Source organism: Pedobacter sp. BAL39, from assembly GCF_000170795.1.
In the GTDB taxonomy this organism is placed as follows: Bacteria; Bacteroidota; Bacteroidia; order Sphingobacteriales; family Sphingobacteriaceae; genus Pedobacter.
This window is the reverse complement of the sequence record NZ_ABCM01000018.1, coordinates 104,981-119,913: the sequence shown is the minus strand read 5'-3', so window position 1 is coordinate 119,913 and position 14,933 is coordinate 104,981. Positions and strand designations below refer to the sequence as shown.

The following is a 14,933-nucleotide window of genomic DNA, read 5'->3' as shown; positions in this document are numbered from 1 at the left end:
CACCCTTAATCAAATGAAAAAATTATTGGCGACTAAAACTTTCCAATGGCGGCAGTGCCTCCGGACCTACACCCCACTTGTAATTAGGTTTACTACCCATTACAAACTCCAGCTGTCCGCCGTTATTGATGTCCTTTTGCGTGATGTAAGTTTTGTTGTAACTTTTTCCATTCAGCTTGACCGACTGGATGTAGACATTTTTAACACCTGCATTTTTTGCGGATACATGAAAACCTTTACCATTTCCAAGATCCAGATGCGCACTTTTTAGTACCGGAGATCCGATCATGTAAACGCCGTTTGCAGGGTTTACAGGGTAAAAACCCATAGCACTGAAGATGTACCAGGAAGACATCTGTCCGCAATCTTCATTTCCTGAGTATCCGGACGACGAAGTTGTGTAGAGTTCATTGAGAATTTTCGACACATATTGTTGTGTTTTCCAAGGTTGTCCGACATAATCGTAAAGATAGGCCACATGGTGACTAGGCTCATTGCCATGTGCATATTGCCCGATAAAACCGGAGGCGTTACCATTCATTTCTCCGGATTTATCTTCCAGAGAGAAGAAGGTATCTAACTTTTTGATAAACAGCTGATCACCACCAACCAAATCGATCAGGCCCGGAACATTCTGCGGAACATACCAGAAATATTGCCAGGCATTTCCCTCGGTATAAGGATTCCCGCCATTTCCACCATACTGCAACGGATCAAAAGGTGTGATCCATGAGCCATTTTTGTTCTTTGCCCTGAAAAATCCTGATTCTTTATCATATAAATTCGCATAATACTCTGAACGTTTCATAAAGTAATCATAATCGGCAGTCTTTCCCAGTTTTTTTGCCAGCTGTGCAACACACCAGTCATCATACGCCGTCTCCAGGGTAATGGAAACGGATTGCGAATTGATGTCTTCGGGGATATATTTGTATTTTTCCCAGGTACTGAACGGAGAGCCCGGATGTTCCATCGTAGAAGATCCTTTCACAGCAGCATATGCTTTATCAAGATCAAAACCTTTAATCCCTTTCATTGCGGCATCAACGATCACCGGAATGGCATGGTTACCAATCATGCAATAGTTTTCCGTTCCCCACAGTTGCCAGATCGGCAGATAACCATAGGTATCGTATTGGCGAAGCATGCTATTGACAAAATCTGCCGTACGTTCCGGCTGAAGAAGTGTATACAAGGGATGGGCGGCACGGTAAGTATCCCATAATGAAAACGTGGAATAGTGTTTCTTATCGCTAGTATTCCTGATGGTATAATCGGTTGACATGTAGTCTCCATTGACATCGGCCATATTGTTAGGCTGCGTAAAAGCATGGTAAAGCCCAGTGTAGAAAATCTCCTTCTGTGCCTGGGTACCATTAACCTTAACCTTTTCCAGCTCCTGTTCCCATTGATCGGCGGTTTGTTTAACAACCTCATCAAAATTCCATCCTGCAAGTTCAGCATGAAGATTCTGCCTGGCATTTTCGACGCTTACCGCTGATAATGCAACCTTTACCTGAAGCTCCCTGTTTGTCCTTGCATCAAATGTCAGGGCCGCCTTCAGGTTGGCACCATTTACCAGCGCTACCTTCTTGCCATCCCCACCATCATAAAGCAATGAAGAGATGATAGGCTGAGAGAACTCGGCATGGAAATATACTTTCCTCAATTTAGACCAGCCGGTCAACACCCGGTATCCTTCAATCGTTTTGTCATCTATGATCCTGATCTCAGCGTCAATAATTTTACAGCTCCAGTAGCCACGCTTTTTATCAAGCGAGTGGTCCAGGTCTATGATCACATTTGCTTGATCAGTCGCAGGAAAAGTATATCGGTGCATACCGACATGTGTTGTGGCTGCCAGCTCGGCATTGATCCCATAATCCTGCAACCTCACCTGATAGTAACCGGGCCTCGCTGTTTCTTCTTTGTGAGAAAAAGCTGAACGATAGCCGCTGCCAGGTTGTTTTGCATCTCCTGGCCTGATCCTGATCTCACCGGTAGTAGGCATCATCAACACATCAAACAAGTCCGCCACCCCTGTTCCACTCAGGTGAGTGTGACTGAACCCAACAATGGTATTGTCGTTATAATCGTATCCTGAAGCCACACCGTCGGGACTTTCATGGGTGTCAGGGCTAAGCTGTACAAAGCCGAATGGTGCCGTAGGGCCGGGAAAATTGCTTCCTGAAAGGCTGTTTTTATCGACTGCACCTGTTCCGATAAATGGCTTTACGTAGTCCGTAAGCCGCTGTGGTTGTTTTTGGGCATGTAAAAGGCCTGCGTACAACATGCACGCAATGAGTCCGGTTCTTTTCATTAGTATATTTTTTGGTTTCTTTGTGAGAAGTATTTCGAGAATCAAATTAAAACAATAGTACGGACAGTATCAAGCTAAAAGGATTTAATTACAATGAGGGTAAATCAAAACATATAGCATGTTGCAGAATAGTAAGTCAGACATGTCGGATACTCAATGTACAGACATTAGCGAATCTATTTTATGCTTTTTTGTTTCAAATCTTAAAATTATGAAACAGAAAAAACTATTAAGTGCGCTGGTGTTGCTGTTCCTCTGCCTGCCACAACTGATCTTCGCTCAAAAAGGCGATGTCTTTTCTAAAATGAAGGCCGGCGATTGGTTTGAAGTGCTTGTTTCGGACACCGCCCGCAAACCTGACAACGAAAGCTACCGCTATCAGCTCCGTTATGAGTTGAAAAACATTGATGTTAAAGGTAATAAAGAATATGCCTTAACTTTTGAACGGATCAGGGTGATCCTCTCCAACCCGAGAACCCCTCCTCTTGGTTTCGACTCCTACTACCCGCCTTATGAGCAGGGTTTACTGCAAAAATCAGTGAAACCAAGCTTCCTTTCCAAAGTCGACCCGACAGGAAAAATACTAACAATGAAACCTGTAGCCGGCTTCCCCATCATGCACCTCAATGAAATCGCGACCAGAAAAACTTACGGGGGCACATCGGTAGACCTTGGACCCCTCGCCACTGAAACTGCAAGTGCTATTTCCAACCACATCATGGCAGCGATCGCCCATCAGGAAACAGCCTGGCATAATGGTCAGACCTACAAAACGTCCAACCTGAGTTTTATACTCACTGCGGCTTCTTTCCCAATTGAAACCAATGTCCTCATTCACGGCAACTTCAAAAATCTGACTGAACATCACCGACAAGGTCTCGACCTCTATCTGCCTGGTGCAGAAAGCGACTTCAAAATCGACAAAGATGGCAACTTCAGCTTGAAGGCGCTGCTTAGTGAAGGATCCGGTGCAACTTTAACTTACCGCTACTCCTCACCAACAGCAGCCCGAAATACACCTCAACCCCCGCAAAGTGATATGGACGTGGTCATCGACTCCAGATTAATTGAGATCCCCTTGTTTCTGGCCCCTGGAGATACACTTTTCATTTCCGGTGAGGGCAGCGACCTCAGTAATACTTTTCAATTTTCCGGAAAAGCAGCTGCAGTGGCTAAATTTGGATTGGAACTCGCCAAACTTGCCCAAACGAGGAAAACACCAGAGATTCCGTATGGAGTAACATCCTTCTCCGCAGAAAATTTCGCAAATGCACAGGAAGCTGATGAGTATACGTTCAAACAACTCATTGAAAAACGTCAACGAGAATTGTCAAAAGCATCCAGAAAATACCATCAGACAAAATTCGCATTTGAACAGGCAAACGCACGACTGGACTTTGTTATAAAAACAAAATATAAAAGTAGCCCGGAGGCAACGGCCATCTTTGAAGAGTTTCCTGCACACTTTTTTAAAATGATCGACACCCTCCCGGTATTGATGACAGAATACCAGACTTCAGGATGGTACAGTTCCTTTCTCAATTCCTTCCACCTTTACATCAGCGACAAAACCAGCCAGCTCAACGGCGGCGGTTGGGGTTTCTTTCTTGGTGACTACGTTCCTTCGCTCAATAACCTCAGACGTTACGCACTCTATTGTACACTGGCAGATGCTTTCAGCAACGAAATTCGAGACAACAACTGGCAAAATGCGCAAACGCTGCAGCCATACTATCAGGATTTTATCAACAACTGTGGCGACACTCTGCTGACCAACGAGGTGAGCGAAAAATGGAACGCGCTGGCCCGATGGGCACCAGGTAATCAAATACCCTTAAAGCACATTCGGCTATCGGACGGCAGCCTCCTGGAACTCAGTAAATACAAAGGTAAAGCTTTAAGCATCACCTTCAATTTCCACTATCCTGATGAGATGAAGCGCTTGCTGGACAGGATCAAAAATCAGGACCCTAAAAAGATCCATTTTCTGATCGTCCAACTGAAAGAACCTGGATACCCCGAATCTACTGTCGCTGAAGAGTTAAAAAAGCTTCCACAAGTCAGCTATGTTGAAGTGACACGTGAAGATGATAGTCTCGAAGAAAACGTGCTGTTGTCAAACTTCGACATGAAGACATTTGTGATGGATGCTGAGCAGACGATTATTCAGGACAACATCAATGATAGCCCTAATAAACTTCCGCAAGACGCCGCTTTCGATGCAGCAGTAAAAAAAGCGCTGGCCCCAAAAACGATGAGCAGTGAAGATAAAGCTGAATGGATCAAAATTACAGGATGGAGCTTTGGCTCCATCCTCGTTGCCGGGCTGATTTTCTTCTGGATATATAAAGTGAGAATTGCGAACATCAGGACTAAAGAGTACGTCAAAAGACAAATCAAAGAACTGGAAATCAAAGCCATCCGTTCGCAGATGAACCCTCACTTTATGTTCAATGCACTGAATTCCATCCAATCCCTGATCAATAATCATCAATACAAAGAAGCAAATATCTATCTTGAGAAATTTTCCCTCCTGATGCGCCGTGTGCTCAACAATTCTGAACAGACCTTCGTGAGCCTTTCTGATGAGATAGAGGCAGTAACACTATACGCAGAACTCGAAAAGCTCAGGTTTGACTTTGTATTTAACATAACACTGGACGATGACCTGAATACTGACCTCATTGAGATTCCAGGAATGATCATCCAGCCACTCGTAGAAAATGCGATCATACATGGCATTGCACAACAAAGAACCGCGGGAATCCTGAAAATACGGATCAGCAAAACCGATGGCTGCCTTAAAATAGCCGTAATCGACAATGGCCCCGGACTGATCACAAAACCCGAGGAAAAGAAAAGTGGATTCGGCCTTAAACTGGTACGGGAGCGTCTTCACCTATTAAATACACAGGGAGCACTCGGAGATCTGAAAATAAACGATAATTTGAACCAGCAAAATAGAGGTGTGAATGCGGTGCTGACCATCCCTATTGACTAACGAAATTGATAATTAAGGCCAGCAGGGTACATGGCTCATAAAAAATAAAAATGGATCCCATATTCTTTATTCCCGAAAAGAACGACCAATCACACAAAGACTAACCGATGAAAATAAAAAGCATTATTGTAGACGATGAACCAAAAAGCAGAAGTAATCTAAGGCAGCTGCTGACTGAATATTGTCCGGATGTAGAGGTCATCGCCGAAGCCGGTTCAGCAACAAGTGCTTTAGTGATGATTGCGGCACATCAACCGGACCTCCTCTTCCTTGATATTGAAATGGGAGAGATCTCCGGATTCGATTTACTGAAACTGCTTCATGGCAAGCAAAGGTTTGAGCTGATATTCGTCACTGCGTTCGACAAATATGGAATTCAGGCAGTAAAAGCCTGCGCAATAGATTATCTTCTTAAACCCATCAACATCATTGAACTGAGTACAGCGGTAGACAAAGCCATCAAACAGATTGGCCCTAAAAAGGAAAACCTCCGACTGAAAGAGCTGGTGGCAAATATTGACCGCCGCATTGATGAACAGAAAATCGCTGTTCCGCTTGCAGATAAAATAGAGTTCATTGCTGTATCCAGGATCATCAGGCTGGAAGCCGAAGGCAACTATACACACTTTTATCTTGATGACAGAAAACATCTTCTGATATGTAAAACACTGAAAGATTATCAGGAACTCCTCGAAAGACATCATTTCATCCGTACCCATCAATCACACCTCATCAACTTCCACAGAATCTCTGCCTATGTCAAAACCGACGGAGGTTACATTGCCATGGAAGACGGAAGCCAGGTGCCCATATCCAGACAGAAAAAAGAAGAAGTACTGGCGAAAATATTGAGGTAATCCAGCTGGGTGCCGATGGTGCAAGAATTAATCATTAGCCAGACAATATAACAGCGTTTTCGTCGCCCCACTGGACTTTGTGGAAACACTTTTCTCAGGCGCTTCAAAGAGGTAACTAATCGTGACCTCGTTTACGATCACCACATTCTCCGGCAGGATCAGTTGATCTACCTGCCCCTCTTCTCTCCTATTATCTCCATAAAACAGATACTCAAATTTCAGGTTCCTTTTGGATTGATTGATGATGTAATTCTTTCGTCCATAAGTATAACTGATGCCAGCCCTTTGTCCAGGAAACAACACCACTTCTTTAGTGTATTGATTGCAGTCTGAAATGGTCAATACTGTGGGTGTGTACCAATTGATGGGCACCAAGATCAACAGCAACAGCACCATCCAGTCGTCCTTATTACCTTGCTTTGTTATAAAACGGGTGTAGAGTGCTTTTAAACAGATTAAAACCGCAATCGCTATGAGTATAATATGAAAGGTTTGAGCGGCTACAATCATTTGCTGAGATTACGGTTCCACCTTAACCTGCTAGCTTTTTTCCAGTTGCCTGTAGCCAGGGCAAATAACAGTTCGAATATAATCTCCATAAGCGCGATTTATTTATGGCCATACAAACTTAATGCCATGATAACATCCCGATTATCAGCTATTTTTCTTTTCACCTTTAATTAAAATGTATTTCAATCGCTGCCTGATGGGCTCGTCGACAAACACAAGTATGGCATAGGAAAATACAACCAACACCAGTGTGCCCACGGTCGTGATCAGCATCATTTCATTCATTGCTGGCTTTTTCGCTTCCACATAACTCATAAACATCCATATAAACGGATAATGTACCATATATAGAGGATAGGATATATCCCCCGAAAATTTACAGATACGATCCTGAAGGGTAGCTGCTCCTGCCCTGCGCTTCACTCCGGCACCAGCACCCAAGGCCACAAGAAATGGGAAATAAAAAATCACAATGGCAGGTTCCATAAAGGGGTTGAGGCTTTTGGAGAAGGGGATCATGAAAACAGCCAGCAACAATATTCCTATCCCCATGAAGTTCATGCGCGAATGAATGACCCATTTGGAACGGTATACGAGCATGCCGGCGAGAAAAGAAAAAAACACCCTTATGCCTCCACCAGAGACGTTATCACCGCCCCAGCCTACGCCCAGATAACCGGAACGTTGTGCTTCAAACACCAGTGCCGCAGCAGCAATAACCGTCAGTATCCAAAGTATCTTATTGCTGATTTTAAAGAGCAACAAACCATAAAAAATATTGGCAATATATTCCCAGAACAAGGACCAGGTTGGAGGGTTCAGGTGAAACAGATTAAAATACCGCTCCGGCACAACAGGATAGGGAATCATGAAACAGGAGCCTAAGAACATGGCCGGCAGTTGCCCGATGTATTTCTGGTAAAGCTGACTAAAGGGATCGAAAACAAACACCAGCAACCCAATCAGGGATCCAATAATAACCAGGGGATGCAGACGGATCAACCGTAGCTTCATGAAGTTTTTAAAACCAAGTTTCAGCATCTTATGATCATAAGCATAAGCAATGACAAACCCTGAAAGGCAAAAAAAGAAATCTACAGCGAGGTAAGCATGTGCGATAAAACTATCGTTATAATCAGGTACCGCAATTTCCATAAAATGAAAAATCACAACTGCCAATGCAGCCAGTCCTCTCAGTCCGTCAAGCACCTTAAAATGGGGTTTGGTGATCGCCAGATCAGGGGCGATGATTTGCATGTTCATTAAAAATGTAATCTATTTGGTTAGTATCAGGCCTACAAAGATGGGAGAATAACAACGATGCGCATATCCGGCATGTCTCAATTTTTCGACATCTTGTCTCAAATACTTTAACTTTTTCATATCCGGCAACTAAAATAGAAATATTAACATCAAAACAGCTTTACCTTCCAGCTGTTATACCCTATTTATGATCATTAAAACCTGTTTATGATGAAGAAGATCTTTTTTGCACTTGCATTCATGGCGCTTGCGTCATGTAGCCCATCCGGAGAAAACAAAAGTAATGTTGCAGCTGATGACACGACCGCCGCAGCGGTGGACACCACATCTGGCAGCGACACGACTGCTGATGTTGTTGCGGAGAGTCCGGTAGACAGCACAAACAACCAGACTACAGACCCAATAGCAATGATCCGTAAAAAGGTGGAACACATCAACACCGTTCAACTGGAGAAAAAACACCTGGAATTTATGTGTGATGAAAAAATGATGGTCGACAGGTACTTTGAAAATGGACAGATTGCAAAGATCTCTGTGGATTTCGGAACCATTGGAGATGTATATGCCAAAGAAGATTATTACTATGACAATGGAAAACTTATCTTTAAATACGAATTTGTGGAGGGCGGCCCAGCTTGTGAAGGATGTATCAAAAAAAATGAATACAGATCTTATATTCAGAATGACAAAGTCATCAGGTATTTAAAGGATAAAAAGACAGAAAAATGCAGGACCTGTGAGTTCAGTGCCACGGTAAAAGAATACAAATTACTAAAGGCAGCCCACGATGACGAGATTAAAAAAACACTCTGCAGATAACCTCTTAGTTACCATGATAGAGGTAAAGTGCGCCGTATGACCAGTTCGGTCCCTGCAGTCCGGGGTAATTGTACCGGTCCATCATCAATGCGGCAAACCTGAAAGGATATCCCTCTGGCAGTTGGACAACATTTGGCCAGACTCTTGTTCCCGAGCTGATGTCCCATGGAGGAAGGTCCATTTTCAGGTTGCCGGCCTCTTTGAGATCAGGGTAAGTATAAATGAATATCTTCCCTTCCGCACTACCAGAAAAACAATAATACCGGCCATTGATTCGCTGGATTGATGTTCCTGTAGAATTATGGCTGACAGGCCCGCTAATTTTTTGATAGCCTTTATTCCAGACTTCCGATTCCAGCATCACAGCTTTGTAACCATCATGGTTTTCACAGGTCAGTATGCGCCATTTTTTCGCATGCTCGTCAAACAGGATGTGTGGATCCTCGATGTCACCAACGACACCGAATGGTACCGCCTTCATCACCGAAAAACCAAACCGGGGATCTTTAGTACTTTCCACAGCAAGCAGCTGCTTTTTTTCTTTGTCCGGATTGGCATAAGCGCTGAATCCGGTGGTAATCCCCCTCCAGCACTTTGCTTTCCTATCGTAGAAAATATGAGAAGCAATCTCGTTTCTCCATAAACCGTCATTCCTGTCGAACAGGATCACCCCCTCCAGTTTGAGGTCAAACACCGTTGGGTTCAAGCTAAAAACACCCTGCAGATGATGGGGAAGCCCCCTGCCACGAATTGACATGGTATACCACAACCGCCCCTGATCTAAAAGTGGATCGCCATTTTCGTAGCTGATCGGACGGATATCGGCCAATCCGACACCAGTACTGAGGGCAGCCTCCACTTTATTGACCCCAACTTCTCCGTTTTGAAAACTCAGAAAGAGCGCCGACTGAAAAGAACTGATCCGTTTTATTGAACGGAGGTCTATATATTGGTTGAAATCACTTTGGCCGATGACCTGGGGCAATCCTTCATGCTGCAGATAGACTACCAATCCGCTGCCGAGCATCTGCAGAATGAGTTTTCCCCTCATCTTCGCCCCTTCATCAGCAGCAACAGCATCTTTTTTAGAAGAAGTTCCAGCCTGCCCCTCTGCTTCCTGAACAACGAAAATGGACTCATCTACCATAGTCTGCTCTACTGTTTTTATCTTTAATTTCACATCCTGAAGTATACTGTCGCCAAATATGGCTGTAACTAAGAACTGCTCTTTATGATCGGCATCCGAAAACTCAAAGCCAATCTCCCCTACCCCTGAACAGGAGCTTAAATTAATGGTATACGTTGCGAAAGGATTAAAGCCACCAAACCAGATAGCGGTCTGAGCCGGCCTTGAGCAAGAGACCACCAGCTTGTCTCCTTTAACCCTAATATCCGATTGCCCATTCAGGTAATGACGCGCGGGATGCATCGCAGACATGCCCACAATCTTTGCAGGATCAAGACGCGCAAGTAAAATGGATTGATTTTCGTCAAAAATCATCCGCTGTGCCGCCTGTCGGACGAAATTTATTTCATGAGGTAAGGTTTGACCTTGAAGGGTAAAATTGAAGAAAAATACCAGGGACACTACCGCAAACGTACTAAATAACTTGAATCTGAGCATAAGCGAGTTAAGGAATAAAACATGGCAAGAGTTTCAATTCTGCAAAATACCACTATGCATACTTAAAACCAATTGTAAAGGGAGTAACAATAGCGATATAGAATTAAGGTCACTTAGCCAATCTTCCGAGCAGTTTCAATTTCAAATCATCCATTTGGAAGGGTTTGGAAAGATAATCGTTCATGCCGGCATCCACAATCCTTTCCTGGATGTCAGCTGAAACTGACCCCGTCAATGCGATAATGTAAATTTCTGCTTTTTCAGGATCATTCATTTCCCTGATATTTTTCACCGTTTCCCAACCGTCCATTACCGGCATATGAAGATCCAGCAGCAGGAGATCATAATTTTTTTCCTTCAATAAGTTGATTACCTCCATACCATTTTCGACAATGTCGGCCTGAATATGCCACTGTTTGAACAACTGTCGCATAAAAAAGATGTTCATGGCATGATCTTCTGCCAGTAATATCCTGAGTTTACTCAGATCCTGCCCCTCTTCAGGATCTTTACCGGTATTATCGGACATCGGCGTTAAATGCTCTTTAAACACAATATCGAAATAAAACGTAGTGCCAAAACCAGGCTTGCTGTTGATATGGATTTCACTGCCGAACATCAACACCAGCTGTTTGACAATTGTCAGACCAAGACCTGTACCTCCGAAATTACGGGTGGTAGTTTCTGATGCCTGGACATAAGGATCAAAAATTTTCTCTTGTTGACGCTTTGTAATGCCGATGCCGGTATCTTCTATTTCAAAACGAATGATGTATTGGTCATCCAGCTGCCGCAATAGGTTTGCCCGCAATGTCACCGCTCCAAAGTTGGTAAACTTAATCGCGTTGCCGACCAGATTATAAATGATCTGGCTCAACCTGGTAGGATCACCAATGAATTGTCTCCCTTCCAGTTTTCTGTCAATATCAGCTGCAAACTGGATGGACTTTTCTTCAGCCCCCTGGACCATACTTCCGGAAACACTCTTTAATAACTGGTATAAATTAAATGGAACAGACTCTAGTTCCAGCTTGCCAGATTCCATTTTATTGACATCGAGCACATCATTAATGAGCCTGACAAGCCCCTCCGCAGAAAATTTAAGTATATCGAGATGTTCTTTCTGTGCCGGATCCTGATTATTCCTGGTCAGCAGCCCGGCAATACCGATTACTGCATTCAACGGCGTCCGCAGCTCATGAGACATCGTAGATAAAAAACTGGTTTTTTCATCCGCCACCCTTGCCAACTCCTCATTTAATGCATCTTTTTCATGTATCGTGTTGAATAGCACTCCATGAAAATAAACATGCGCAATCAGGATCACCAGAAAATTGATCACGATGTATACATCATTTAATCCCTGCGGTAGTGGATGAAGCCCGGTCCACCGAAAGCTAATATAATGACTGAGGATCAGTGATAAGGCGGCAACGACAGTATAAACGGCTCCCCAGCGCTTATTTAAACCATAAAAAGCGGAAATGACCACCATAAAAATAGCCTGAAGCGCAATGGGATCTGCACCGATGTCCCGGTTGAACACCCTGTAATATATATGAAGAATGGTTGCAAGAACAGCGTAGTGGATTCCCCAGCGCGCAATCTTTGGAAATCTGCGAAGAATGGCAATCAATAATAAAGAGGTGATGATCAGTCTGAGGGCCCGCATGCTGCCCTCTCCCTGATGCGCCATCACTGCATCTGCAAGATACACTGTACCTTTCAATACATTTGCACCAAGCATAAGGTAAAACAGTCTCAACTGCGCTTTTTCTATCAATGTACCTTCGTAGGGAGGAAATAAAGCACTTACTTTCTGAAAGATTTTGCCAGACATTCAATAGTTATTTATGCAGACCACTTCATCAGGGCCGCTTCTCATTCTTGCAAAGTTAAATACTAAGGGAGCGTTTCCGGCTTTTTTCTCCGAATTAACTTTTCAGGTTCATAATCTGATAAAGCTCCTGAATGAAACGCTCAATGCTCGAACTTCTTCTGCGGGTAGCAATAGAAAAAACACCCTGCTTACCAGTCTTTCCGGGTATTTCAAAGTGCATATTGATGATCGTACCTGAATACACAAAGTTAATGCTCTGACGCACGGTCTGAATGCCAACAAAGTTTTCAAAATGATACATCTTATTAAAGAAAGGCAACAATCCAGTTCTTTTGATGGTCTGATCTGTAGGATTTACCATAGTCCTCGTAAAAGCTGCATTGAGAAATATAGCCCCTAGTAGAAACATGAAAAGGATCATGATGACCGTTCCCATCACACCGTTGACCGGAATGGTAAGCAGCCATACGCCAAGACCTATAAAGAACAATGCGAAAATGATCGCTCCAATTTTTTTTGTCTTGACGGCAAAAACACCATTCTCCTCCTTAAAGAAGCGATAACTGGTAATTGGCTCCACTACATAAGTCGCTGCAGAGTCGTGCTGATCCATATAACCATGTATGACCGGCACCGCCTCCTCCACAAAAGCAATTGCATTGGGATCATCATTTTTGGAATAACCGGATGAAACAACTATCCCTTTCCCATACCTTGCATCCTTTCTAAACAGACGGTAATTGTATCCCCCCGCTAAATGGCTTACGACATTGATTCCCTGTAATTCCTTAAAAGCAATATTAGAGGTAGGCAATACGCCCATTACAACTTTACGCATTCGCCCTTTACGGTTATCGAATTCGATGTAGGTGCCCGCAAATGCCCAAAACAGCAGTACAACGAAAAACATCAGAAAAACAAGAGGTAAGGAATCGAGCATCGTGGTATTCTGATAACTCACATATACCAGTATCAGCCCGCTGAACAGCATTGCCAGCACCGCTGCCAGGATATGAAATAAACCGTGAGGGTAGATCAGCACCCGGTCCTGTTCTATTTTCCATTGTGTTTTCGTGAGAGTTTTCAACGACATAAGTATGACTATATTTTTGTTTTTAACATTTGAGCATTTTATTGCTTGAGCAATCCGTCCACCAACGCTTTCCACTGCGGATACGAAAAGCCAATTTTTGCAGCCCAGCCTACAAAGGTATTGCGCAGGTTATCAATTTGATGGTCAGTTTCAGTATTCGGCACTTCATTACGTCCGTGCTCCTCTGCATATATCCGGGTGCCAATTCGTTTTACCTGAAAAGTAGAGGTTGCTGTGTCCTTCAAAAAATGGGCCGTTTCATCCTGATCTGACAAAGGATTGGCTGATGGACGGGCCGTCATGCTCAGTATTTCCACATCATCGAGTTCCTGCAGCCGGATTTCTTCTATTGTCACCCAATCAAATCCACCTCCAGCGCGGGGCCCGGGGCCTGGAATATCAATCTTAATGTGGTCCCCTCCGGTTGCCATCCGGCTTACGGGCTTCCCGCCAGCATCCGTCAGCATGAAGTCTGCCGTTGCCGCCCCGGCAATTTCCTTCCAGCGGTTGACATCCAGTAAACGCGCTTTGACGGTTTGAAAAAAGTATACCGCTTCTGCTTCAGAGCCCAGCTCAAGCTCAGCTGTAGCATTCATTTCCGATCCTGTCTGCTGAAGAGGTACATGGCTATCTCCAGTTTGATCGTGCTCATTATTTGTTTCCATGGTATCGTAATTTAGAAAGACCCTATTTATGAAAATCGTGGTTATCTGCCTTTTATGAATGTCTTCTTTTCCTTCGCACTAATTACAGCTGAAACACAGCATTTGTTTCACTCCTTTTGCAGATATTATTTGTTTCATTTTTTTTGCAGATATTTTCTTTATCAACTGTAATCCCAACACAAACACTTCTGTTTCTGGATTGTTACCTCTATACATTGAATTCGCATTCCTCTTTTTTACTACTAAAGACAAATGTTATGGAAACTAAAGAACAAATTATTGAGGAGAGCGTCCACGAGATCCAGGACCGCCTCATTCCCACCAACGACCATGATTCTTATTCATCTGCCGAAGATCAGCAAACGGTCATTGTTGACCCCGCCATAACCGGAGAAACAGACGAGCTAGACCCCGCCTTTCATCAGGATCCAGACATAGATCCGGAAGATGATGAGGATGACGACGATTTCCCTACTGGTGATGATATAGAGGAGGATGATTACGAACCTGAGGTTGACGATGACCTCAACTTTGATGATGACGAGCTCGGCCTTGACGATGATGACGATGAGCTAAACTGACTGCTCAGGAAATAGCCTGGAGCAAATTTTAAAACAAATCGCCGCGAGAACAGTTAGTTTAGTATACATCTTAAATTATTAAACAAAATCTACACACTATGGGAAATCTACTTTATGTCATCGCTGTTATCCTGGTCATCATATGGGCCATTAGTTTTTTAGGCGGTTTTTATACCGGCGGAATCATTCATACACTTATTGTAATTGCCATCATTGCAGTTATAGTTGGCGTCATCCGAAGGGCCGCTTAAAATCATAAACACCCTTTTACCTGCCCTCAGAAAGTTGATAGCTTTCTGAGGGCATTTTTTTTTACGCAGATTACCTTCAATTCCGTCATCAGGATATTTGGATAACTTT

At 43.6% G+C, this 14,933-nt stretch carries 12 protein-coding genes; 5 read left to right on the top strand and 7 right to left on the bottom strand.

Annotation, left to right across the window (positions count from 1 at the left end):
* Positions 1 to 22: 22 nt before the first annotated feature.
* Positions 23 to 2,320, bottom strand: coding sequence for a GH92 family glycosyl hydrolase (locus tag PBAL39_RS19620; protein ID WP_008244806.1), 2,298 nt, complete (start codon positions 2,318 to 2,320; stop codon positions 23 to 25).
* Positions 2,321 to 2,531: 211 nt separating this feature from the next.
* Between PBAL39_RS19620 and PBAL39_RS24835 the strand changes: the two genes are divergently transcribed.
* Complete coding sequence (locus PBAL39_RS24835; RefSeq protein WP_008244805.1) at positions 2,532 to 5,321, top strand: sensor histidine kinase; 2,790 nt, start codon at positions 2,532 to 2,534, stop codon at positions 5,319 to 5,321.
* A gap of 107 nt (positions 5,322 to 5,428) precedes the next feature.
* Positions 5,429 to 6,178, top strand: a complete 750-nt coding sequence (locus tag PBAL39_RS19610) for a LytTR family DNA-binding domain-containing protein (RefSeq protein WP_008244804.1) — start codon at positions 5,429 to 5,431, stop codon at positions 6,176 to 6,178.
* A 27-nt stretch (positions 6,179 to 6,205) separates the two neighbouring features.
* On the opposite strand, the gene PBAL39_RS19605 is transcribed toward PBAL39_RS19610, so the two are convergent.
* Both PBAL39_RS19605 and PBAL39_RS19600 read right to left on the bottom strand, forming a co-directional pair.
* Positions 6,206 to 6,688 carry a hypothetical protein gene (locus tag PBAL39_RS19605; RefSeq protein WP_008244803.1) on the bottom strand — a complete coding sequence of 161 codons (483 nt, stop codon included), beginning with the start codon at positions 6,686 to 6,688 and terminating at the stop codon, positions 6,206 to 6,208.
* A 144-nt stretch (positions 6,689 to 6,832) separates the two neighbouring features.
* Positions 6,833 to 7,951 carry an acyltransferase gene (locus PBAL39_RS19600; RefSeq protein WP_008244801.1) on the bottom strand — a complete coding sequence of 373 codons (1,119 nt, stop codon included), beginning with the start codon at positions 7,949 to 7,951 and terminating at the stop codon, positions 6,833 to 6,835.
* Between the two features lie 207 nt (positions 7,952 to 8,158).
* Here PBAL39_RS19600 and PBAL39_RS19595 point away from each other — a divergent pair, with 207 nt between their 5' ends.
* Entirely contained in the window at positions 8,159 to 8,770 is a 612-nt protein-coding gene (locus tag PBAL39_RS19595; RefSeq protein ID WP_008244800.1) for a hypothetical protein, read from the top strand.
* A gap of 4 nt (positions 8,771 to 8,774) precedes the next feature.
* On the opposite strand, the gene PBAL39_RS19590 is transcribed toward PBAL39_RS19595, so the two are convergent.
* The 4 genes from PBAL39_RS19590 to PBAL39_RS19575 all read right to left on the bottom strand — a co-directional run bounded on the left by PBAL39_RS19590 (position 8,775) and on the right by PBAL39_RS19575 (position 13,992).
* On the bottom strand, positions 8,775 to 10,394 hold the full coding sequence (locus tag PBAL39_RS19590) for a hypothetical protein (RefSeq protein ID WP_008244799.1): 1,620 nt from the start codon (positions 10,392 to 10,394) through the stop codon (positions 8,775 to 8,777).
* A 109-nt stretch (positions 10,395 to 10,503) separates the two neighbouring features.
* Complete coding sequence (locus tag PBAL39_RS24830; RefSeq protein WP_008244798.1) at positions 10,504 to 12,234, bottom strand: ATP-binding protein; 1,731 nt, start codon at positions 12,232 to 12,234, stop codon at positions 10,504 to 10,506.
* 94 nt (positions 12,235 to 12,328) lie between these two features.
* Positions 12,329 to 13,327 carry a hypothetical protein gene (locus PBAL39_RS19580; protein WP_008244797.1) on the bottom strand — a complete coding sequence of 333 codons (999 nt, stop codon included), beginning with the start codon at positions 13,325 to 13,327 and terminating at the stop codon, positions 12,329 to 12,331.
* Positions 13,328 to 13,365: 38 nt separating this feature from the next.
* The gene (locus PBAL39_RS19575) at positions 13,366 to 13,992 is read right to left on the bottom strand and encodes a hypothetical protein (RefSeq protein WP_008244795.1); all 627 of its coding nucleotides are present in this window, start codon (positions 13,990 to 13,992) and stop codon (positions 13,366 to 13,368) included.
* 215 nt (positions 13,993 to 14,207) lie between these two features.
* Between PBAL39_RS19575 and PBAL39_RS24825 the strand changes: the two genes are divergently transcribed.
* Together PBAL39_RS24825 and PBAL39_RS25455 are read left to right on the top strand one after the other, a co-directional pair.
* Complete coding sequence (locus PBAL39_RS24825; protein ID WP_157274119.1) at positions 14,208 to 14,573, top strand: hypothetical protein; 366 nt, start codon at positions 14,208 to 14,210, stop codon at positions 14,571 to 14,573.
* Positions 14,574 to 14,671: 98 nt separating this feature from the next.
* Positions 14,672 to 14,824 carry a lmo0937 family membrane protein gene (locus PBAL39_RS25455; protein WP_008244792.1) on the top strand — a complete coding sequence of 51 codons (153 nt, stop codon included), beginning with the start codon at positions 14,672 to 14,674 and terminating at the stop codon, positions 14,822 to 14,824.
* Positions 14,825 to 14,933: the final 109 nt, after the last annotated feature.